This window comes from Aeromonas sp. QDB39 (assembly GCF_027707585.1).
Taxonomy (GTDB): Bacteria; Pseudomonadota; Gammaproteobacteria; order Enterobacterales; family Aeromonadaceae; genus Aeromonas; species Aeromonas hydrophila.
Map to the genome: position 1 here is coordinate 179,286 of NZ_JAPCIV010000003.1, position 21,631 is coordinate 200,916.

The following is a 21,631-nucleotide window of genomic DNA, read 5'->3' on the forward strand; positions in this document are numbered from 1 at the left end:
TTCACTCAACAGAAGCGAGGGATGCGCGTCATGAAGCTGCTGGTCGCGGTCAAGCGGGTGCTGGATTACAACGTCAAGGTCCGGGTCAAGAGCGATGGCTCAGACGTGGAGCTGGCCAACGTCAAGATGGGGATCAACCCGTTTTGTGAAATTGCGGTGGAAGAGGGGGTCAGGCTGCGTGAAGCCGGCGTGGCGAGTGAGCTGGTGGTGGTGACCTTCGGCCCCGAGGCGGCGGCCGAACAACTGCGTCACGCCCTGGCGCTGGGGGCGGATCGGGCGCGTCATTACGTGACTGGCGAGACCCTGACTCCGCTCACCGTGGCTCGCGCCCTGCAACAGGTGTGCGAGCTGGAGCAGCCCGATCTGGTGCTGCTCGGCAAGCAGTCCATCGATTCCGACAACAACCAGGTGGGCCAGATGCTCGCCGCCCTCAATGACTGGCCGCTCGCCACCTTCGCCTCCGCCATCAAGCTGGTGGAGGGGGAATTGCAGGTGACCCGCGAGATCGACGGCGGCCTCGAGACCCTCGGCATGCCGCTGCCGGCGGTGGTGACCGTGGATCTGCGCCTCAACGAGCCGCGTTTTGCCTCGCTCCCCAACATCATGAAGGCCAAGCGCAAGCCGCTCGAGAGCGCGCCCTTCGCCGACCTCGGCGTCGAGCCGGCCGGTCAGACCCGGCTGCTCGGGGTGATGGCCCCCGCGGCCCGCAGCGCCGGCATCATGGTGGGCTCGGTGGACGAGCTGCTGGACAAACTCAAGCACGAAGCGAAGGTACTCTGATGCTGCCAGCAATCAACAGAACCCCGCCCGCCGGCGACAAGCTCGGGGGCGTGATGGGCGCACAGGCAGGGACATCAACGGACGATAGCAAGGGGCAGTCATGAGCGTATTGATCATTGCCGAACATCATCAGGGCCAGTTGGCCGACAACGTGGCCCGTCTGGTCACTGCCGGGAGCCAGCTGGGCGGCGAGGTGCATCTGCTGTTGCTGGGGCAGGGGCTGACCGAGGCGGGTGAGCAGGCCGCCGCCCTGCAGGGAGTGAGCCGGGTGCTGCTGGCCGAGCACCCCATGCTGGCGGAGGGGCTGAGCGACGGGGTCGATCCGCTCTTGGCCCATATCGCGCGGGATTATCAGCACTGCCTGATGGCCGCCAGCACCCAGGGCAAGGATCTGCTGCCGCGGGTGGCGGCCAGACTCGGGGTGGAGATGCTCTCCGAGGTGACCGGCATCGAGAGCGGTGACACCTTTCTGCGCCCCATCTATGCGGGCAACGCCGTGGCCCGGGTGGCAAGCAGCGCCCCCATCAAGGTGCTGACCATCCGGCCCACTGCCTTCGCCAAGGCGGCGAGCGGCGGCCAGGCTCAGGTAGAGCGGTTGCCGGTGAGCGAGGTGGCCTGCCGTACCCGCCTCATCGAACGGCGCGCCGTGCGCTCCGCCAGACCCGAGCTCGCGGCGGCGCGGGTGGTGGTCTCCGGCGGACGGGCACTGGGCTCCAAGGCGCAGTTCGCCCTGATAGAGGCGCTGGCTGACAAGCTGGGCGGGGCGGTGGGGGCATCGCGGGCCGCGGTGGATGCGGGCTTTGTCGCCAACGATCTGCAGGTGGGCCAGACCGGCAAGGTGGTGGCTCCCGAGCTCTACATTGCGGTCGGCATTTCCGGTGCCATCCAGCATCTGGCGGGGATGAAGGAGTCGAAGGTGATCGTCGCCATCAACAAGGACAGCGAGGCTCCCATCTTCCAGGTGGCCGACTACGGGTTGGTGGGGGATCTCTTCACCTTGCTGCCGGAGCTCACTGCCAAGCTGTAACCTGGTGAAAAAGGGGACCGGGGGCATTGAGCACCGGCAAGCGCCCGTTTCTACGCATGTTCTCTGCAAGCCCTGACCCGTTCAGGGCTTTTTTCTGCCAACTGCGCCGGCGGCGGGTCGACAAAAGGTTGAGCCAGCTCCCAAAAAGCCTTTGATCCGGGGGCTGCACTTGTGTAAAACCAGACAAGTCACCTATCACACTCATCCACTCACGGAAAGCGTCATGAGCAAACAGATTTACAACTTCTGCGCCGGCCCCGCCATGTTGCCGGTCGAAGTCATGGAGCGCGCCCAGCGCGAATTTTGTAATTTCCAGGGGCTGGGAGCCTCGGTCATGGAGCTTTCCCACCGCGGCAAGCCCTACATGGCGGTCGCCGCCAAGGCCGAAGCCGATCTGCGCGAGTTGCTGGCGGTACCGGACAACTACAAGGTGCTGTTCATGCACGGCGGCGGCCGTGGCCAGTTCTCCGCCGTGCCCATGAACCTGCTCGGCGGCGCCAACAAGAAGGCTGACTATCTGCTGACCGGTGTCTGGGCTGCGAGTGCCGTGGACGAGGCGCGCAAGTACGGCGATATCCAGACCTTTGACGGGGTGGCTAAGAGTGCCGAGGGCATCTCCCACCTGCTGCCGACCCCGGCGTTTCGCGCCGATGCGGCCTATGTGCACTACTGCCCGAATGAAACCATCGACGGCATCGAGATGTTTGACATCCCGGCAACCGGTGATGTGCCGCTGGTGGCGGATCTCTCCTCCACCATCCTCTCCCGTCCCATCGACGTGAGCCGCTTCGGCATCATCTATGCCGGTGCCCAGAAGAATATCGGCCCGTCGGGGCTGGCCATCGCCATCGTGCGCGACGATCTGCTGAACCAGGCCCGCGCCGATGTGCCGTCGATCTTCGACTACCAGCTCACCGCCAAGAACGACTCCATGTTCAATACCCCGCCCACCTACGCCTGGTATCTGGCCGGGCTGGTGTTCGAGTGGCTGAAAGAACAGGGTGGCCTCGAGGCGATGGAAGCACGTAACAAGGAGAAGGCCGATTTCCTCTACGGCTATCTCGATCAGTCGAGCTTCTATGGCAACCAGGTGGATGCCAGCTGCCGTTCGCGAATGAACATCCCGTTCCAGCTGAAAAATGCCGAGCTGGACAAGCTGTTCCTGGCCGAATCGGAAGCCGCCGGCCTGCTGGCGCTCAAGGGCCACCGCATCGTCGGCGGCATGCGCGCCAGCCTCTACAACGCCATGCCGCTGGAAGGGGTGAAGGCGCTGGTCAGCTTTATGGACGGCTTTGCCAAGCGCCACGGCTGAGGCGTTTTTCCCCGATTGCCGACGCCGGGGACTCCCCGGCGTCTGTTTTTTCCGTGATGCCGGACCGGCTGCCCCCGCAGCCTGCTTTTGTGCCACCCGCAGTCTTGCCGAGCAGGGCGCGGGCTGCTAACGTCCGGTCAGGTCATTTTTTTGAGATCGTACAGGAAGTCTATGAATTCGTTGCGTTTGGAACCTATTTCTCGTGTGGCCGGTGAGGTCAATCTGCCCGGCTCCAAGAGCGTGTCCAACCGGGCCCTGCTGCTGGCAGCTCTGGCCCGTGGCACCACCCGGCTCACCAACCTGCTCGACAGCGATGACATTCGTCACATGCTAGCGGCGCTGACCCAGCTCGGGGTCAAGTACAAGCTCTCCGCCGACAAGACCGAGTGCACCGTGCACGGTCTGGGTCGCAGCTTCGCGGTATCGGCGCCGGTCAATCTGTTCCTCGGCAACGCAGGCACCGCCATGCGACCGCTGTGCGCCGCCCTGTGTCTGGGCTCCGGCGAATACACCCTGGGCGGGGAACCGCGCATGGAAGAGCGTCCCATCGGCCATCTGGTGGATGCCCTGCGCGAAGCGGGCGCCCATATCCAGTACCTGAAGAAAGATGGCTATCCGCCGCTGGTGGTGGATGCCAAGGGGCTGTGGGGCGGTGACGTGCACGTCGACGGCTCCGTCTCCAGCCAGTTCCTGACGGCGTTTTTGATGGCGGCGCCGATGGCGGCGGGCGACACCCGCATCCACATCAAGGGGGAGCTGGTCTCCAAGCCCTACATCGACATCACCCTGCACATCATGAAGCAGTTCGGGGTGGTCATCGAGCACGACAACTACAAGCTGTTCTACATCAAGGGCAACCAGAGCTATGTCAGCCCGGGTGACTTCCTGGTGGAAGGGGATGCCTCCAGCGCCTCCTACTTCCTCGCGGCGGGCGCCATCAAGGGCAAGGTGCGGGTCACCGGCATCGGCAAGCACAGCATTCAGGGCGACATCCACTTCGCCGACGTGCTGGAGAAGATGGGCGCGCGCATCACCTGGGGCGATGACTTCATCGAGGCCGAGCAGGCGCCGCTGCACGGCATCGACATGGACATGAACCACATCCCCGATGCGGCCATGACCATCGCCGTGGCCGCGCTGTTCGCCGAGGGGCCCACCTCGATCCGCAACATCTACAACTGGCGGGTGAAGGAGACCGATCGCCTGCACGCCATGGCGACCGAGCTGCGCAAGCTGGGCGTCGAGGTGGAGGAGGGGCGTGACTTCATCACCGTCACCCCGCCAGCGCAGCTCAAGCATGCGGCCATCGATACCTACAACGACCACCGCATCGCCATGTGCTTCTCGCTGGTGGCGCTGTCCGATACCGCCGTCACCATCAATGATCCGGGTTGTACCTCCAAGACCTTCCCGGACTACTTCGACAAGCTGGCCAGCATCAGTCAGCGCGCGTGATGAACCCAGGCCCGCCTCGCTGCGGGCCTGTTTCTTTGGGCTGTCCCGCTCTGCTACCCCCCTCTTTTCATCCTCGCTTAGCAGCATTATTAAAACTTGCAAGGCAGGATAAGAAAATTCCTCCCAAGATAATGTAATTTTCTATTTACACCGCTGCCCGTGCGGGCTAGATTGAAGTTTCTTTATCGCAGTCATCTAGCAGGAAGCCTTGTCATGCAGCATCAAACCGACGACGTTCGTATCAGTGAAATCAAAGAGTTATTGCCCCCGGTTGCGGTGCTTGAGAAGTTTCCGGCCACCGAGACCGCATCCAGTACGGTCTTTGAATCCCGTCAGGCCATCCATCAGATCCTGGCCGGTGAAGATCAGCGCCTGCTGGTGGTGATCGGCCCCTGTTCCATTCACGACCCCGCCGCCGCGCTGGAGTACGGCAAGCGCCTCAAGGTGCTGCGTGACGAACTCAAGGGCCAGCTGGAGATCGTGATGCGGGTCTACTTCGAGAAGCCGCGTACCACGGTGGGCTGGAAGGGGCTGATCAACGATCCTTACCTCGACAACAGCTGCCAGATCAACGACGGCCTGCGCATCGGTCGCAAGCTGCTGCTGGATCTCAACGACATGGGGCTGCCGACCGCCTCCGAATTCCTCGACATGATCACCCCGCAATACGTGGCGGATCTGATGAGCTGGGGCGCCATCGGTGCCCGTACCACCGAATCCCAGGTGCACCGCGAGCTGGCCTCCGGTCTCTCCTGCCCGGTGGGCTTCAAGAACGGCACCGACGGCACCATCAAGGTGGCCATCGACGCCATCGGGGCCGCCAGTGCGCCGCACCACTTCCTGTCGGTGACCAAGTACGGCCACTCCGCCATCGTCGCGACCCGGGGCAACCCGGACTGCCACATCATCCTGCGCGGCGGTCGTGAGCCGAACTACAGCGCCGCCCACGTGGACGAGGTGGTGAAGGGGCTGGACAAGGCCGGCCTGCCGCAGAAGGTGATGATCGACTTCAGCCACGCCAACAGCAGCAAGCAGTTCAAGAACCAGATGCTGGTGGCCGAGGATGTGGCCGGTCAGCTGCGTGCCGGCAGTCGGGCTGTGTTTGGCGTCATGGTGGAGAGTCATCTGGTGGAAGGGCGTCAGGATCTGGTGGAAGGGTGCGAGCTCACCGTCGGTCAGAGCATCACTGATGCTTGCATCGGCTGGGCCGACACCGAAATTCTGCTGCGCAATCTGGCCGATGCGGTGGCCACTCGCAACGCAGGCTGATTTCGGTCTGGCGGCGCCGCGTGGCGCACCGAGCTACGACACAAAACAAAAGCGCGACCCTGGGTCGCGCTTTTTTATTGGCCAGAGCAGGCGGCAGGCATGATCACCAGCGGTAAGTCTTGAGCAGTTGCTCGAGCTTGCGGCACTGCTCCACCAGCTGGACGCTGGCGAGGTTGGCGGCGTGGGCCTGGCCCAGAGTATCGTTGGAGGTGTTGCGAATGTCGCTCACGGAGCCGTCCACCTCGCTGCAGACCCTGTCCTGCTCCTCGGCGGACTGCGCCATCTGGGCATTGAGATCGTTGATGCTGCTGATGCGGCCGATGATGTTCTGCATGGCGGCCAGGGTCGCCTCTGTCTTGTGGATGCTCTCGTCCGCCTTGGCCTTGGCATCCCCGATCACCGACACCGCGCTCTGGGCCTCGTTTTGCAGGGCGGCGATCATCTGGGAGATCTCCTCGCTGGCGGCGCGGCTGCGGTTGGAGAGGGCGCGTACCTCGTCGGCCACCACCGCAAAGCCGCGGCCCTGTTCGCCTGCCCGGGCCGCCTCGATGGCGGCGTTGAGGGCCAGCAGGTTGGTCTGGTCCGCGATCCCCTTGATCACCTCCAGCACCCCGTCGACCGCCAGACAGCGGTTGTCGAGCTGCTGGATCACCCTGTCGACCCGTTCGATCTCCGCCGACATCTCGCCCATGTCGTTGATGGAGTGCTGGGCGAGGCGACTGGTGTTGGCCGCATCCTGGTTGGTGAGGGCGGAAAGCTCGGCGCTCTTGCGGGCGTGCTCGCGCACTTCGTGGGAGCTGGCGGCCAGCTCGCTCACGGCGGCGGCCACCTGAACCGTCATGCTCTCCTGCTGGCGGGCCGAGCCTTCGGTCTGGGTCGCCACCTGGCGGATCTGGTTGGACTCCTGATAGAGCTGGTGGGTGGCGCTCTCCACCTCCTGCAGGCTGTGGCGAAACCCCTGCACCATGTCGCTGACGGCGCGGGTCATCTCGCCCAGTTCATCCCGGTTGGGATTGATCAGGGGGAGGGAGAGATCCCGCTCCTTGGCCATGCGGGTCATGGCCAGCTGCAGATGGCGCACCGGCCGCTTGATGTAGCGCTGCAGCACCCAGCCCAGCAGGCCGAAGCCCAGCCCGAACACCGCCACCAGGCTGCCGCTCAGGATCAGGTTGTTGCGGTGGATCTCGCCAAAGGTGTGGCTGAGATCGTAACTGATGCGCACCGCCCCCATGACGGTGCCTTCCGCCACCTGGTGGCAGGTGGTGCACTGGGTACCGCGGTACTCCTTGTAGGCCTTGAAAGGCTTGATCAGGGTAAGCTGGTTGCCCTGCTGCTCGAGAATGGTCTCCCCCTGGTTGATGGCACGCTCGTCCAGCTTGTCTTCAATCTGCTGATCCGGGTGGCCGGGGCCGAACAGGCTGGTCACTGCCGGGGCGCGGATCAGGCGGGCCTCGACGATGCCGGCTTCGCTCTTGAGCTTGGTCTGCACGATCTGGCGGTTGGCGATGGCCCCCGTCATCATCAGCACGTTGAGCTGATCCATGTAGGTGTTGGCGGCGCTCTCCACCTTTTCACCCGCCAGCCGGATGGCGAGATCCCGTTGCAGCCAGGCGGAGAGCTCGAAGCTGAGGGCGAAGGTGCAGCCGATGACCAGAGCGAGGGGGAGAAAGATTTTCCAGTTCAGAGACAGATTTTGCATCGTTGGCAGGTCCATGCGCAGGTGAGCGATCGTCAATGGTTGATGACTCTCCCCGCGCTCGCTCATCAGAACGGGGGAGATGGTTCTCTATCGGCACACCCTACCTCATCTTGAGTAAATTATCTGTTAACTGGATCCGTGTTAGAGGTTAATGGTGCGTAGCAAACGAGAGCTGTTCGTCGTTGAGTTGATCCAGCACAAACTTGGCATTTATTGATAGTAGTTATCATTTGCATTATTTCACTTGATAAGCTTGCCTGCCATGACACCACAGCTGACCCCGACCATGACCGGTCTTGCCACCCCGGATCCCCTCAAGTTCGCCTTTGGCGCCAAGACCTCGGCCCACGCCAGTCGTGGCGGCATGCGCCCGCTTACCCTCGACCATGCCGACTGGCAAGCCTGGTGGCGCCGCGAGAGCGAGGCGGACGAGCGGGCGCTCTATATCCACATCCCGTTTTGCCGCAAGCGTTGCAGCTTCTGCAATTTCTTTGAAAATGGCGCCAACCCGGCCCGTATCACCCGCTATGTCGACGCGCTCTGCAGCTCGCTTGCCAAGGCGGCCGAGACACCCTTCACCCAGAGCCGCCCCTTTTCGGCCGTCTATGTGGGGGGCGGCACGCCGACGGACATGAGCGCCGACGAGCTGGCGATGCTGGCCGCCGCCATCCGTCGTTTTCCTCTGACTTCGGATGCGGAGGTGACCCTGGAGGGGCGCCTCAACGGCTTTGACGATGCCAAGTGGCACAATGCGCTGGCGGGCGGCTTCAACCGCTTCTCGTTCGGGGTGCAGAGCTTTGACACCGAGGTGCGCCAGGAGGCCGCTCGCTTCGACGACCGGGCGACCCTGCTGACCCGGTTGGGGGCGCTGACCCGTCACGACGACGCGGTGATCGTGGCCGATCTCATCTTCGGCCTGCCGGGCCAGGATGATGCCGTGTGGCGTCAGGACATCGCGGATGTGATGGCGAGCGGGGTGCATGGGGTGGATCTCTATCAACTCATCGCCATGGCCGGCACCAATCTGGCCCGTGCCGAGGCGAAGGGCAAGCTCGGTTGGGCCGCCGACGGCCAGCAGCGGGCCGCCATGTATGCCTATGGCGCCCAGACGCTGGAGCAGGGGGGCTGGCAGCGGCTCTCCTGCAGCCACTGGCGGCGCGGTGAGGCCGAACAGAGCCGCTACAACCAGATGGCCAAGCGCGGCGCCGAGATCCTCCCCTTCGGGGCCGGGGCCGGCGGCAACGTGCATGGGCACGGCCTCATGTATGGCCGGGATCTGGCGCTCTGGCACGAGGCGCTGGCGGCGGATCAGCGGGCCCCCGGCATGGTGATGGGGCGCAATCCCAATGGCCGCCTCGATGGTCTGCTGCGCGGTGCGCTCGACAGCGGCTGGCTGGTGCTGGCCCGTTTGCCGGCGTCGCTGCGGGCACATCTGCACCCCTTGTTCGAGGCCTGGCAGCAGCACGGGCTGGCAACGCTGAGCGAGGCGAGGCTTGAGCTCACCCTGGCGGGGCGCTTCTGGAACGTCAATCTGCAGGCCGGGCTGTTTGAATACTTGCAGCTCAACCCGCTGGCGGGGTCGGGTACGCCACCTGCCGATCCGGCGCAGGCGGTGCGCCATTCGCTGGTGTGAGTGTGCTGGTGTGAGTGCACTGGCCGAGAGGGCCTGACAAAGAGAGGATGATAAACAAGGGGGCACCTGATGTGCCCCCTTGTTCGTTATGGCTGGTGGACCTCTTCCACCCGTACCCGCAGCTGCCCCTCTGCAAGCTGGGTGACCAGCGTCTGGCCGGCATCCACCTGGGCGGCGCGGCTAATGACTTCACCACGCGCGGTGCGGGTGATGGAGTAGCCGCGACCCAGGGTGGCGAGCGGGCTCACCCCGTCGAGGCGAGCGCTGAGCATGGCGAGGCGGTGGTCGGCCAGATCCCGGCGTTTGGCGATGAGGGCATGGAGGCGCTCCTCGGCCAGCTGGTGGCGACGCTTGCCGGCAGCCAGCAAGCGCTCCGGGCTCTTGCCCTGCAGGCGCAGCTCCAGGTTGGCGAGGCGCCGCTCCCCCTGATGCAATCTGTGATTCATCAGCTGCTGCAAACGGGCTGAGAGCTCGTCGAGCCGCTGAGATTGCTGCTCCAGCCGCCGTTTCGGATCCTGATGATCGAGCCGCTTTTGCAGCAGGATGAAATCGTGGCGGGCGGCGGTCTGCTGGCGGTTCATCGCCTGCAGCAGTTGCTGCTTGAGATGGGCGAGGCGCTGGGCGCGGGCGCTCTGATCCGGCGCCACCAGCTCGGCGGCTGCCGACGGGGTCGGGGCGCGCAAGTCGGCGGCAAAGTCGCTGATGGTGACATCCACCTCGTGGCCCACCGCGCTTACCACCGGGATGGCTGAGTTAGCGATGGCGCGCGCCACCGCCTCTTCGTTGAAGCACCAGAGATCTTCGAGCGAGCCGCCGCCGCGCCCGACGATCAGCACATCCACTTCAGCGCGGCGGTTGGCCAGGGCAATGGCAGAGACGATCTGGCCGATGGCGGCGCTGCCCTGCACCTGGGTCGGGTAGATAAACACCGGCAGATCCGGCGCGCGGCGTTTGAGCACGGTCAGCATGTCATGCAGGGCAGCACCGGTGGCGGAGGTGATGAGGCCCACCGCGCGCGGTTCGCGCGGCAGTGGCCGCTTGCGCCCTTCGTCAAACAGCCCCTCGGCACCAAGGCGACGCTTGAGCTCCTCAAAGCGCAGCGCCAGCACGCCGTCGCCCGCCGGCTGCATCGATTCGATGATCAGCTGGTAGTCGCCGCGCGGCTCATAAAGCGAGACCCGCGCCTGCACCAGCACCTGCATGCCATCCTGCGGACGGAAGGCCACCCGCCGGTTGTTGCCCTTGAACATGGCGCAGCGCACCTGGGCCGACATGTCCTTGAGCGAGAAGTACCAGTGGCCGGAGCTTGGCATCGCCAGGTTGGAGAGCTCGCCGGTCAACCACACCAGCCCCAGATCCTGCTCCAGGATCATGCGCACGGCGCTGTTGAGGCGGGTGACGGTAAAGACCTGCTGTTGTCTGCTTTGACTCGGTTCGTTGCGGTAGTTCAAGGCTGGTCCTGCGCTGTGTGCCCCGCCTTGGGGGCGGGGGCATAAAACAATGGCGCCATCTTAACGCAGTTCGGGGCGAACGCCGAGCGGCGCTGGCCCTGTCGGGTTCAACGTGCGTCCGGATCCTGAGGCTGCGCCCGGGCCTGAACGGCCGGGGTGCTGGCCTGGCTGGTCACCAGCCAGACCGAGAGGCAGACGACCAGGCCCCCCAGCACGAAGCCCTGGCTCAAGGTCTCGCCCAGCACCAGCGCGCCCCACAAGATGCCAAAAGGGGGAATGAGGAAGGTGACGGTGAGGCTGCGCAGCGGGCCGATATCGGCGATCAGTCGAAAATAGAGCAGATAGGCGAGGGCGGTGCAGACCACGCCGACCGCCAGTACGCTGGCCCAGGCGGTGGGCACGGCCCAGTCGACCGCAGGGCCGGCCGCCAGCTGGTAAGCGAAAAAGGGCAGCAGGAACAGGCTGGCACCCAGCTGGCTGCCAAAGGCCACCAGCTTGGCATCGAGCCCGCCGCGATGGGTGATCCAGCTGCGGGTGAGAAAGCCGGCGAGGCCGTAGCAGGCGGTGGCAAACAGGCAGGCCAGCACCCCTGGCAGCAGATGCCCACCGGCACTCACCTCGCCGGTGGTGGTGATGAGGCTGATCCCGATCACCCCCAATACCACCCCCAGCCATTTGCGCCTATCAAGGCGCTCGTTGAAGCAGGAAAAGCCGATGAGGGCCCCCATCAGCGGCGTGGTGGCGTTGAGGATGGCCGAGTAGCCGGCCGGCAGCCAGAGGGCGGCGATGGCGTACATCAGAAACGGGATGGCGGAGTTGATGACGCCGAGCAGCATGGCGGACTTGAGCTTGCCCTGAAACCCCATGGGGGCGCGCAGCAGCAGGAGCATGACGGCAAGCCCGATGAGGGCGAACAGTACCCGCAGGAAGGTGGTGTTGACGGCGCCAAACGCCGGGGCGGCGATGCGCATGAACAGGAAGCTGGCGCCCCAGATGGCGGCCAGCAGGAGCAGGCGCCCATAATCGGCAGGTTTCATGGTGTCGTCCTTGAGGTGATGGTGGCCAATATTGGCGCTGCATCGGCATGATGCCGACAAGGTGCCTGTGCTGGCAACTGCCTGGATGGCAGCAGGGCGTCCATGCCCTGTGGTGCCGGTGCGTGGGTGACGGGAGCGTTACGGCTCCGGCTGGCTCACGAAGGCAATCTTGTGCAGGCCGTGCTGGGAGGCCTGGGCCATCACCCTGGCGATGATGCCGTACTCCACCTTGCGATCGATGCGAAGCTGGATCTCGGGCAGCTCCCCCTCGGCCTGGCCGGCGCTCTCCATCTTGGCGAGCAGGGCGGCCTCATCGACCTGCTGATCGTTCCAGTAGATCTTGCCGGCACCATCGATGGCGAGATTGATGTCCTGCTTGTCTGGCTGGTTGAGCTGGCTGCTGGCCTCTGGCAGCTCCAGCTTGACCGCGTTGGTGAGCAGGGGGGCGGTGATCATGAACACGATGAGCAGCACCAGCATGACGTCGATCATCGGGATCATGTTGATCTCGGAGAGGGGTTGATCGTCCCCCTCGTCCGACAGTTTGCCAAATGCCATCAGCCGCGCCCCTGTCTGGTTTCCCGCTCGACCAGCGGGGTGACGTTGTTGGTGGCGACCTGCTCGAAGCCGGTCACCAGCAGGGTGAACAGATCGTGGCCAAACTCTTCCAGCGCCGCGAGCCTGAGGCGATTGCGCCGCACGAAGAAGTTGTAGATGAGCACGGCCGGCAGGGCGACCGCGAGGCCGAAGCCGGTCATGATCAGCGCCTCGCCCACGGGGCCGGCGACCTTGTCCAGACTGCTCTGACCGGCGGCACCGATGGCCAGCAGGGCGTGGTAGATGCCCCAGACGGTGCCGAACAGCCCGATGAAGGGGGCTGCCGAGCCCACCGAGGCGAGGAAGGCCAGCCCTTGCTCCAGCCGCACCCGCTCCTGAGTGATGGCCCGGCGCATGGCGCGCAGCAGATATTCATCCGGCGAGCCCAGCTTGCAGCTGACCGCACGATCCTCGGCCCGGTTCAGCTGGGCCACGGCCGCCAGCGCGGCGCCGGTCAGCCGGCCATAGGCTTCCTGCGGCGGTAGGTGGGCCAACTGGCGCTCCATCTCCTGCACGCTGTCGTGCTGCCAGAAATCGGCGATGAAGCGGGCGTTGAGGCGTTGTTCCCGCTGTGCGAGATAGCCCTTGAGCAGGGCGTAATAGCAGGTGCCAAGAGACATCAATACCAGCAGGATGAAGGGGATCAGCCCCACACCGCTGTTCTGGCTGAGCAGGTGGGCGATGCCCATGCCGTTGCTTGCGATTTCAGGATCCATGTTCAAGCCCTTAATTTGAAAATGATGGTGACTTTTGCCGAGGCCTCGACGGCCACGTTGTTCTGTTTGGCAGGAATGAATTTCCAGCGGCTGACGGTCTTGCGGGCTGTCATGTCCAGCCGCCGATAGCCGCTGCTCTTGTCCACCTCCACCGAGGCGGCGGTGCCCTCGGCCGTCACCCGCACATTGAGGATGACCCGCCCCTCTTCTCCCCGTCGTCTCGACTCATAGGGGTATTGGGGCTCGGGGTTGTTGAGCCGGGCATCGCGGGCGATGGGGGCGCTGTTGCCCGCGCCGCCACCAGCCTTGTGGGCAGGGCTCTGACTGGCACTTCCGCCGCTCGCCTGTGCGGCCGTTGCCGCCGTCGCAGGGGCGGGCGCAGTGACCGGCGGTTGCGGACTGCTCACCGGCATGACCTTGGCGGGCTGCACCGGCGGGGTACTGTGTTTAAGCGGTTTGACCACCGGCTTGACGCTTTTCTTGACTGGCTTGAGCGGCGGTTTTTTGGGTGTCGGTAACGGCTTGGCCTTTTGCTGCACTTTTTGTACTTGCTGCACTTTTTGTACGTGCTGCGCTGTGGGAGCAGGGGCAGGGGCCGCCTTGGCTGGCGCGTCATTGGTTGCGGCCTCGCCAACCCAGCGGGCCGACAGGGTCAGCGGCAAGGGCGGGGTGATGGGCGCAGGCTGGTGCGCATAGAGCCACCAGAAGGCGGCAAGATGCAGGGCGATCGCGATGGCAAGGCAAACGAGACGGGCGGCGTCGGGATCGTTGGCGGGCAGTGCTGGTCTCGGGCTGCAGGAGTCCATCACTTGTCTCCCTTCCAGGTCTTCATATTCATACTCAAACGGCTAGTGTGAAGGCGCCAGAACAGGCGTCAGGTCGCTAGCATGCCTGACAATAAGTATCGCAAACAACAACCATTATCAATCGCATTTTAATCGTGGCGAGGCTGGCTCGCAGAGAATAAGAAGCTGGGCCGGCAAGCGGCGTTCCCGCCTGGCAACGGATTGAGCGGTGTGGGCTGGCACCGGTCTTGCCCTCCTGTTGGCTGGCGGCGTCATAGCTCCAGCAATACCCCCAGCTCCACCACCCGGTTGGCGGGAATATGAAAAAAGTCGGTCGCCTTGAGGGAGTTGCGGTTCATCCAGACGAACAGGCCCTCTCGCCAGCGCGCCATGCCGGGCAGATCGGTGCTGACCAGGTTCTCGTGGGAGAGGAAGAAGGAGGTCTTGGCCATGGTGACCTTCAGATCCTCCTGGGCGCAGGCCTGGAAGATCTCCTCCATGGAGGGCACCTCCTTGTAGCCAAAGTGGGCGACCACCTGCCAGAACCCCTCGCCAAGGTGGGTGAGTTCGATGCGCTCCTTGAAGGAGAGCCAGGGTTCGTCCTTGATCTGAACGGTCAGGAAAATGACCCGTTCGTGCAGGATCTTGTTGTGTTTGAGGTTGTGCAGCATGGCGTGGGGCACTACCTGCACCGATTTGGAGAGAAACACGGCGGTGCCGGGTACCTGCAGCGGCGGGTGCGCCAGCATGTTGTCGACAAACCCCTTCAGCGCCAGTGACTTGTGCTCCAGCTTGTCGAGCACCAGCTCCCGTCCGCGCTTCCAGGTGGTCATGACTATGATGGCCAGCAGCGCGAACAGGATGGGGAGCCAGCCACCGGCCAGAAACTTGGTGGTATTGGCGGCAAAGAAGGTGACATCGACCAGCAGCAGCGGTGCGCACACCAGCGCAATCAGCCAGCGCGACCACTTCCAGCGGCGGGCGGCCACCACCATCAACAGCAGGGTGGTCAGTGCCATGGTACCGGTCACCGCGATGCCGTAGGCGGCGGCCAGGTTGCTTGAACTCTGGAACCAGAGGATGACGATGACGATGCCCCCCAGCAGCAGCCAGTTCACCAGCGGCAGGTAGATCTGGCCTATCTCGTGCTCCGAGGTGTGGCGGATCTCCTGGCGCGGCAGGTAGCCGAGCAAAATGGCCTGGCGCACCACCGAGTAGGTGCCCGAGATCACCGCCTGGGAGGCGATGACGGTGGCCAGGGTGGCGAGGATCAGCAGGGGAAAGGCCAGCCAGGAGGGGGCGAGCAGGTAGAAGGGATTCTCGATGGCGGCGGGATTGCGCAGCAGCAGGGCTCCCTGGCCGAAGTAGTTGAGCAGCAGGGCGGGCATCACCAGGGAGCCCCAGGCAAGCTGGATGGCGCCACGGCCAAAGTGGCCCATGTCGGCGTAGAGCGCCTCCGTACCGGTGACGCAGAGCACGACGGCCCCCAGGGTGATGAAGGCGATACCCGGTCGGCTGATCATGAAATCGAGGGCGTAGAGCGGGTTGACCGCCTGCAGGATGGCGGGGTTTTGCGCGATCTCATAAGCCCCGAGCGCCGCCAGCACCCCGAACCAGAGCAGCATGATGGGGCCGAACAGGCGACCGATGCCGGCGGTGCCGTAATGCTGGGCCCCGAACAGGATCACCAGCACGGTGAGGGTGATGGGCAGCACGAACGGCGCCAGCTCCGGAGTGATCACCTGCAACCCTTCGACTGCCGAGAGCACCGAGATGGCGGGGGTGATCACCGCATCCCCGATGAAGAGCCCCACGCCGACCAGACCGAGCAGCATGAGCAGGGCGCGCGACTTGGCCGGGAGGCGGCGGGAGGCCTGCGAGGCGAGGGTGAGGATCCCCCCTTCTCCCTTGTCGTCGGCCCGGAGCACCAGCAGCACATATTTGAATGAGACCACGATCATGATGGTCCAGAAGAAGAGGGAGACGATGGAGAGGATCCCCTCCGGGGTGGGCTGCAGACCCAGGTGTCCGGCGAAGCTCTCCTTGAGGGCATAGAGTGGGCTGGTGCCGAGATCGCCATAGACGACCCCCAGTGCCGCCAGGGTAATGGCCATGCGCCCTTGCTGGTGTCCGTGGCTCATCATGAAATTCCATTTCAATTCAGACTGTTAATCATGATACGCAGGGACAGGCACAAAGGAAACCCGCACCACGCAAAGGTCCCTGCGTTTGGGGTGCCGGTTTGGTTGACACACCCCGGATGTTGCTCTGCCCGATTCAGTGTTTGAGGGGGACGGCCAAGCGCGCATGAGCTGGTTGTCGAGTGCGCTCGACCAGGGCCAAACGGTCTGCAACGAGGGAGGGGAAGCGGGGCTGTCTGAAAAAATGAAACGGGAACTTTTTTGCATAAAACCGCAATGAGACAACTCTTTTGTCCCCAAAAGGCTGTTTTGCGACTGAAAATGTTGGTTTTTTAGCGGCTTGGCGGCTGAAAAGGCCAAAACGCCATAAAAAATTCAAAAAACTTCTTTACCAGTGACCAATGCGTGAGTAAACTTCGTCGGCAATATTTTACACCCCCACTTCCTCAACGGTGAGATATTGCCATGCTCAGGATTGCCAAAGAAGCGTTAACCTTCGACGATGTACTGTTGGTTCCCGCCCACTCCGAAGTTCTTCCCAATACTGCCGATCTGCGTACCAAGCTGACCTCTGCCATCAGCCTGAACATCCCCATGATCTCCGCTGCCATGGATACAGTGACCGAAGCCCGTCTGGCTATCGCACTGGCCCAGGAAGGCGGTATCGGCTTTATCCACAAGAACATGTCCATCGAGCAGCAGGCTGCCGAAGTGCGCAAGGTCAAGAAGTACGAGAGCGGCGTGGTCACTGACCCCGTCACCGTACGCCCAGACATGACCATCGCCCAGATCAAAGAGCTGAGCCACAAGAACGGTTTTGCCGGTTATCCGGTGGTGACCGAGGGCAATCAGCTGGTGGGCATCATCACCGGTCGTGATGTGCGCTTCGTGATCGATCTCTCCCAGACTGTCGAACAAATCATGACCCAGAAGGATCGTCTGGTCACCGTGCGTGAAGGCGCCCCCCGCGAAGAGGTGGTTGGCCTGATGCAGAAGCACCGTATCGAGAAGGTGCTGGTGGTCAACGCCGACTTCAAACTCAAGGGCATGATCACCGTCAAAGACTTCCAGAAAGCCGAGCGCAAGCCGAACGCCTGTAAAGATGACAAGGGTCGTCTGCGGGTCGGTGCTGCCGTCGGTGCCGGTGCCGGCAACGAAGAGCGCGTCGCCGCGCTGGTAGAAGCCGGTGTGGACGTGCTGCTGATCGACTCCTCCCACGGCCACTCCCAGGGCGTGCTGGATCGCATCAAGGCGACCCGCGAAGCCTATCCTGATCTGCAGATCATCGGCGGCAACGTCGCCACCGCCGCCGGTGCCAAGGCGCTGGCCGCTGCCGGCGTCAACGCCGTCAAGGTGGGTATCGGCCCGGGCTCCATCTGTACTACCCGTATCGTGACCGGCGTGGGCGTGCCCCAGATCACCGCCATCTCCGACGCCGTCGACGCGCTGGAAGGCACCGGCATCCCGGTGATTGCCGATGGCGGCATCCGCTTCTCCGGTGACGTGGCCAAGGCCATCGCCGCGGGCGCAAGCTGCGTCATGGTGGGCTCCATGTTCGCCGGTACCGAAGAGGCACCGGGCGAGATCGAGCTCTATCAGGGTCGCTCCTTCAAATCCTACCGTGGCATGGGTTCTCTGGGCGCCATGTCCAAGGGCTCCAGCGACCGCTACTTCCAGACCGACAACGCCGCCGACAAGCTGGTGCCGGAAGGGATCGAAGGCCGCGTACCGTACAAGGGCCGTCTCAAAGAGATCATCCACCAGCAGATGGGCGGCCTGCGCTCCTCCATGGGGTTGACCGGCAGCGCCACCATCGACGACATGCGCACCAAGGCCGAATTCGTGCGCATCTCGGGCGCCGGGATGAAAGAGTCCCACGTTCACGACGTGACCATTACCAAAGAAGCCCCCAACTATCGGATGGGTTGACAAAACGGGGCTGCGGCCCCGTTTCTCCACCCCTTTTTTATCCCGTGCTTTTTGTGACAACAGCAGCCTGATGCAGGAATAAAATGACTAAAGACATTCACCAGCACCGTATCCTTATCCTCGACTTCGGTTCCCAGTACACCCAGCTGATCGCCCGCCGCGTGCGCGAAATCGGCGTCTACTGCGAACTGTGGGCCTGGGATGTGACCGAAGAGCAGATCCGCGAATTCAATCCGAGCGGCATCATCCTCTCCGGCGGCCCCGAGTCCGTCACCGAAGCGGGCAGCCCGCGCGCCCCCGAGTACGTGTTCAACGCCGGCGTGCCGGTGTTCGGCATCTGCTACGGCATGCAGACCATGGCCGAGCAGCTGGGTGGCAAGGTACAATCCTCCACCGAGCGTGAATTCGGCTACGCCAAGGTGGAAGTGCTGGGCAACTCCGGCAAGACCAGCGCCCTCTTGCGCAACATCGAAGATGCCATCGCCGACAACGGCAATGCACTGCTGGATGTGTGGATGAGCCACGGCGACAAGGTCACCACCATCCCGGCCGACTTCACCACCATCGCCCAGACCGCCACCTGCCCGCACGCGGCCATGGCCAACGAAGCCAAGCGTTTCTACGGCGTGCAGTTCCACCCGGAAGTGACCCACACCCGCCAGGGTGCCCGCATGCTGGAGCACTTCGTCAAAGACATCTGTGGCTGCGAGTGCCTGTGGACCCCGGCCACCATCATCGACGACGCCGTTGCCCGCATCCGCGAGCAGGTGGGTGACGACGAAGTGATCCTGGGCCTCTCCGGCGGGGTTGACTCCTCCGTAGTCGCCATGCTGGTGCACCGTGCCATCGGCGATCGCCTCACCTGCGTCTTCGTCGACAACGGTCTGCTGCGCCTGAACGAAGGTCAGCAGGTGATGGAGATGTTTGGCGATCACTTTGGTCTGAACATCGTCAAGGTCGACGCCGAAGAGCGCTTCCTCTCTGCCCTGGCCGGTGAAGATGAGCCGGAAGCCAAGCGCAAGATCATCGGCCGCGTCTTCGTCGAAGTGTTCGACGATGAAGCGAAAAAGCTGAAAAACGCCCGCTGGCTGGCGCAAGGCACCATCTATCCGGACGTCATTGAATCTGCCGCCAGCAAGACCGGCAAGGCCCACGTCATCAAGTCTCACCACAACGTCGGCGGCCTGCCGGAAGAGATGAAGATGGGTCTGGTGGAGCCGCTGCGCGAGCTGTTCAAAGACGAAGTGCGCCGCGTTGGCCTCGAGCTGGGTCTGCCCTACGACATGCTCTACCGTCACCCGTTCCCGGGTCCGGGTCTGGGCGTGCGGGTGCTTGGCGAAGTGAAGAAAGAGTACTGCGATCTGCTGCGCAAGGCCGATGCGGTCTTTATCGAAGAGCTGCGCAAGGCCGACCTCTACAACCAGGTCAGCCAGGCGTTCGCCGTGTTCCTGCCGGTGCGCTCCGTCGGAGTCATGGGCGATGGTCGCAAATATGACTGGGTCATTGCCCTGCGCGCCGTCGAGACCATCGATTTTATGACCGCCCACTGGGCCCATCTGCCGTACGACTTCCTGGGTCACGTGTCGAATCGCATCATCAACGAGATCAACGGCATCTCCCGCGTGGTGTACGACGTCTCCGGCAAGCCGCCCGCAACCATCGAATGGGAATAAGCGGCTAACGCCCTTTCATCCTTCAAACATAAAAATGTAAAAAAGACGCCCTTGCGGCGTCTTTTCTTTTTCCAATCGTTTGCGCCTCACTTTTCCCCTCGCTAGCCGCTCTCTCACCTCTCTGCCTCTGTCATTTCTGACAGGGGGTGTTTTATGGATCTCGCACTAGGCTCTGCCATGCCAATTGAGACCGACGCCGTGAGGCTGCGGTCGTGGCAGCAGGGGAGGGTGACGACAGCAAAATCTTCATGTGCACTGTCGACACCGGACATACCAAATCTGGTATGGCACCCGGTGGAGTCCGGACACCACTTGAATAAACGGGGCGGAACCCGAACAGCCAAACGAGTAGGGACAAGAGATCACGGAGGGTTTGTTATGTCAGAACAAGCAGTGTTGTTGGGCGGATGGACTGCCTACCACAAGCTGAGCGCCAAAGATCAGGCCGTATTCAACCAGGCGCTGGAAGGATTTGTCGGGGTGCAGTACACCCCCTTTGAAGTCTCCACCCAGGTCGTCGCCGGCACCAACTACCGCTTCAAATGCAAAACCACGGTGCCGCTGCCCAACCCGATCCACGGGGAAGCCGTGGTGCAGATCTTCCAATCCCTGGATGGATCGGCCCATATCACCTCCATCACCCCGATCTGATTAGGTTGTGGGCAAGGCGGGGAGGGGGAGGTCTCCTAACCGGTTTGCTCCAAATCCTGAAAATAAGAAAGACGCCTTAGGGCGTCTTTCTTACGTCATTTTAGGAAATATTTCCCTCAAAGTTCAAGGTCTTGATACTGTTGCCGACTAATAGAATACATAGCCTACTCATTGATTTATTCTGTCTGAGATGTTGGGCGACCTAATTCTGGTTGTTGAGGTGGTAAAGAATCTAATAACCAATACTCAATATAATGGAAAGGAACAGGATAACGGTAATAGCGGCAAGCTGTTAGTAACAATGGAGCTTTATTTTTATTTATGGCTGACATTTTTCTAAAAGAATCGGCATGTTTACACTCTTGTGCTATGTGCTCTAGAGCAGTGTTTCCATTCGTTGGGAAGTTAGTTGATGCAGCCCCATGTGCATCAGCGTCTGAGTACATGAATTGTTCACTGTATTGGTTTGGATACCAGTACTGTAACGTGCAATGTTTTAATTCATTGTTAGTGAACTGTTCCAGCTCTTGGCTTATTGGGGCTGATTTATATAGAGCGCAAAATATGGTTAATAAAGGATATAAAATACTGGCTTCCGTAGCTTTATGTTTATAGCCATCATCAGATTTATCTTTTTTCTTATGTTCGAGAAGTTTTTCATAGGAGTTATATATTGTTGGGTACATGCCATTACTCTGGAAAGAAAATATGCATCGATGAACAATATCAGATAGCCAATTTTGTACAAAGTTATCATGCTCGGAGTTATTTGAAAGTAATGTTAAAGCGAGACCTATATCAATAGCTTGTGAGTCTTTATATGGTGACAGTAGTATAGGATTGTTAATGATTAGTTGTTTGATTGATTTTGTTATTGTTTGAAGGCGAGAGCGTAATATTTCCTGTTCTTCACTCTCTCCATCGATTGGAGGGTTTTTATCATAGCTCTTGGATAATGAGTCTAAAATCCAAAGGCCTTTGACAGACAAGCGTCCTAGCACATCAAAAAGTTTAATGTTTACATCAATTGAACAAGGTGATTTAACTGCATGGGAGAGAGCATATTTAAACTCGACATGTGGAATTAAACAGTGGTCTATATAGCAATCAGTAACCTGCTGATAAGTATCTAACATACTATCAAATCCAGCTGAAACTTTATTCCTTCCAGTGTAGTAATCCTTGGCTTTATCCCATGATAAAAGCAATGCTTGTTCCGATGAAATATATGCGGACTCTAAGTTTTCACTATCTCGGCACCATGCAAAAAGAACCCATAAGCAAATGTTTACTCGAATGATACATGACATAGTAGAATCTGCATCAAGGGCATGCAACAAAATGTTATCCAGCAACTTTGAGAAGTGTTTGATAGAGCTATCCGGTTCTTCAAGTAATGCTAAATAGCTGTTCCGAATAGTAGATCACCGGAGGAAGGGAACTCAGTCCAGTTTGTGCGATCTGATTAGTCGCTAA

At 61.7% G+C, this 21,631-nt stretch carries 17 protein-coding genes; 9 read left to right on the forward strand and 8 right to left on the reverse strand.

All coding sequences use genetic code 11. The annotated features are described in order from the left end of the window. Positions 1-30: 30 nt before the first annotated feature. From PG899_RS03015 to aroG, 5 genes are all read left to right on the forward strand, one after another. The gene (locus PG899_RS03015; RefSeq protein ID WP_039213551.1) at positions 31-780 is read left to right on the forward strand and encodes an electron transfer flavoprotein subunit beta/FixA family protein; all 750 of its coding nucleotides are present in this window, start codon (positions 31-33) and stop codon (positions 778-780) included. Between the two features lie 100 nt (positions 781-880). Then, a complete protein-coding gene (locus PG899_RS03020) occupies positions 881-1,807 on the forward strand; it encodes an electron transfer flavoprotein subunit alpha/FixB family protein (protein WP_017408213.1) in 927 nt (308 codons plus the stop codon). A 223-nt stretch (positions 1,808-2,030) separates the two neighbouring features. Continuing rightward, entirely contained in the window at positions 2,031-3,119 is a 1,089-nt protein-coding gene (gene serC, locus PG899_RS03025; protein WP_016350946.1) for a 3-phosphoserine/phosphohydroxythreonine transaminase, read from the forward strand. 171 nt (positions 3,120-3,290) lie between these two features. Then, the gene (gene aroA / locus PG899_RS03030) at positions 3,291-4,574 is read left to right on the forward strand and encodes a 3-phosphoshikimate 1-carboxyvinyltransferase (RefSeq protein WP_039213554.1); all 1,284 of its coding nucleotides are present in this window, start codon (positions 3,291-3,293) and stop codon (positions 4,572-4,574) included. Positions 4,575-4,787: 213 nt separating this feature from the next. Then, the gene (aroG, locus tag PG899_RS03035) at positions 4,788-5,843 is read left to right on the forward strand and encodes a 3-deoxy-7-phosphoheptulonate synthase AroG (protein ID WP_011705850.1); all 1,056 of its coding nucleotides are present in this window, start codon (positions 4,788-4,790) and stop codon (positions 5,841-5,843) included. 103 nt (positions 5,844-5,946) lie between these two features. Here aroG and PG899_RS03040 read toward each other — a convergent pair whose 3' ends face one another. Beyond that, positions 5,947-7,542: a methyl-accepting chemotaxis protein gene (locus tag PG899_RS03040; RefSeq protein WP_026080109.1), complete on the reverse strand. Its 1,596-nt coding sequence runs from the start codon at positions 7,540-7,542 to the stop codon at positions 5,947-5,949. Between the two features lie 262 nt (positions 7,543-7,804). Here PG899_RS03040 and hutW point away from each other — a divergent pair, with 262 nt between their 5' ends. Beyond that, the gene (hutW, locus tag PG899_RS03045; protein ID WP_179101480.1) at positions 7,805-9,175 is read left to right on the forward strand and encodes a heme anaerobic degradation radical SAM methyltransferase ChuW/HutW; all 1,371 of its coding nucleotides are present in this window, start codon (positions 7,805-7,807) and stop codon (positions 9,173-9,175) included. A gap of 86 nt (positions 9,176-9,261) precedes the next feature. Here the strand turns inward: hutW and xseA are convergent, their stop codons facing one another. The 6 genes from xseA to PG899_RS03075 form a co-directional block, all read right to left on the reverse strand. Then, complete coding sequence (xseA, locus tag PG899_RS03050) at positions 9,262-10,626, reverse strand: exodeoxyribonuclease VII large subunit (protein WP_077097242.1); 1,365 nt, start codon at positions 10,624-10,626, stop codon at positions 9,262-9,264. A gap of 107 nt (positions 10,627-10,733) precedes the next feature. Then, the gene (locus PG899_RS03055; protein WP_045789635.1) at positions 10,734-11,663 is read right to left on the reverse strand and encodes a DMT family transporter; all 930 of its coding nucleotides are present in this window, start codon (positions 11,661-11,663) and stop codon (positions 10,734-10,736) included. 138 nt (positions 11,664-11,801) lie between these two features. Continuing rightward, positions 11,802-12,221, reverse strand: a complete 420-nt coding sequence (locus PG899_RS03060) for an ExbD/TolR family protein (protein ID WP_044800135.1) — start codon at positions 12,219-12,221, stop codon at positions 11,802-11,804. After that, the gene (locus tag PG899_RS03065) at positions 12,221-12,976 is read right to left on the reverse strand and encodes a MotA/TolQ/ExbB proton channel family protein (RefSeq protein WP_077097244.1); all 756 of its coding nucleotides are present in this window, start codon (positions 12,974-12,976) and stop codon (positions 12,221-12,223) included. The genes PG899_RS03060 and PG899_RS03065 overlap by 1 nt, the downstream gene beginning before the upstream one ends. Before the next feature lie 2 nt (positions 12,977-12,978). Further along, a complete protein-coding gene (locus PG899_RS03070) occupies positions 12,979-13,782 on the reverse strand; it encodes an energy transducer TonB (RefSeq protein WP_077097246.1) in 804 nt (267 codons plus the stop codon). 251 nt (positions 13,783-14,033) lie between these two features. Beyond that, positions 14,034-15,902, reverse strand: a complete 1,869-nt coding sequence (locus PG899_RS03075) for a potassium transporter Kup (RefSeq protein ID WP_218668673.1) — start codon at positions 15,900-15,902, stop codon at positions 14,034-14,036. Positions 15,903-16,367: 465 nt separating this feature from the next. Between PG899_RS03075 and guaB the strand changes: the two genes are divergently transcribed. The 3 genes from guaB (at position 16,368) to PG899_RS03090 (ending at position 20,155) form a co-directional block, all read left to right on the forward strand. After that, complete coding sequence (gene guaB / locus PG899_RS03080) at positions 16,368-17,831, forward strand: IMP dehydrogenase (RefSeq protein WP_011705859.1); 1,464 nt, start codon at positions 16,368-16,370, stop codon at positions 17,829-17,831. A gap of 83 nt (positions 17,832-17,914) precedes the next feature. After that, positions 17,915-19,504 (forward strand): glutamine-hydrolyzing GMP synthase, encoded by a 1,590-nt coding sequence (guaA, locus tag PG899_RS03085; protein ID WP_016350936.1) that lies wholly within the window; start codon positions 17,915-17,917, stop codon positions 19,502-19,504. A 378-nt stretch (positions 19,505-19,882) separates the two neighbouring features. Further along, positions 19,883-20,155 (forward strand): hypothetical protein, encoded by a 273-nt coding sequence (locus tag PG899_RS03090; RefSeq protein WP_010633780.1) that lies wholly within the window; start codon positions 19,883-19,885, stop codon positions 20,153-20,155. 176 nt (positions 20,156-20,331) lie between these two features. Here PG899_RS03090 and PG899_RS03095 read toward each other — a convergent pair whose 3' ends face one another. Beyond that, positions 20,332-21,495, reverse strand: coding sequence for a hypothetical protein (locus PG899_RS03095; RefSeq protein ID WP_270696973.1), 1,164 nt, complete (start codon positions 21,493-21,495; stop codon positions 20,332-20,334). Between the last annotated feature and the right edge of the window lie 136 nt (positions 21,496-21,631).

Excerpts from the sequence above, each read along its gene's own strand:
- PG899_RS03015 (WP_039213551.1), top strand. The coding sequence starts at position 31 with ATGAAGCTGCTGGTCGCGGTCAAGCGGGTGCTGGATTACAACGTCAAG.
- PG899_RS03020 (WP_017408213.1), top strand. The coding sequence starts at position 881 with ATGAGCGTATTGATCATTGCCGAACATCATCAGGGCCAGTTGGCCGAC.
- serC (WP_016350946.1), top strand. The coding sequence starts at position 2,031 with ATGAGCAAACAGATTTACAACTTCTGCGCCGGCCCCGCCATGTTGCCG.
- aroA (WP_039213554.1), top strand. The coding sequence starts at position 3,291 with ATGAATTCGTTGCGTTTGGAACCTATTTCTCGTGTGGCCGGTGAGGTC.
- aroG (WP_011705850.1), top strand. The coding sequence starts at position 4,788 with ATGCAGCATCAAACCGACGACGTTCGTATCAGTGAAATCAAAGAGTTA.
- PG899_RS03040 (WP_026080109.1), bottom strand. The coding sequence starts at position 7,542 with ATGCAAAATCTGTCTCTGAACTGGAAAATCTTTCTCCCCCTCGCTCTG.
- hutW (WP_179101480.1), top strand. The coding sequence starts at position 7,805 with ATGACACCACAGCTGACCCCGACCATGACCGGTCTTGCCACCCCGGAT.
- PG899_RS03055 (WP_045789635.1), bottom strand. The coding sequence starts at position 11,663 with ATGAAACCTGCCGATTATGGGCGCCTGCTCCTGCTGGCCGCCATCTGG.
- PG899_RS03060 (WP_044800135.1), bottom strand. The coding sequence starts at position 12,221 with ATGGCATTTGGCAAACTGTCGGACGAGGGGGACGATCAACCCCTCTCC.
- PG899_RS03065 (WP_077097244.1), bottom strand. The coding sequence starts at position 12,976 with ATGGATCCTGAAATCGCAAGCAACGGCATGGGCATCGCCCACCTGCTC.
- PG899_RS03070 (WP_077097246.1), bottom strand. The coding sequence starts at position 13,782 with ATGGACTCCTGCAGCCCGAGACCAGCACTGCCCGCCAACGATCCCGAC.
- PG899_RS03075 (WP_218668673.1), bottom strand. The coding sequence starts at position 15,902 with ATGAGCCACGGACACCAGCAAGGGCGCATGGCCATTACCCTGGCGGCA.
- guaB (WP_011705859.1), top strand. The coding sequence starts at position 16,368 with ATGCTCAGGATTGCCAAAGAAGCGTTAACCTTCGACGATGTACTGTTG.
- guaA (WP_016350936.1), top strand. The coding sequence starts at position 17,915 with ATGACTAAAGACATTCACCAGCACCGTATCCTTATCCTCGACTTCGGT.
- PG899_RS03090 (WP_010633780.1), top strand. The coding sequence starts at position 19,883 with ATGTCAGAACAAGCAGTGTTGTTGGGCGGATGGACTGCCTACCACAAG.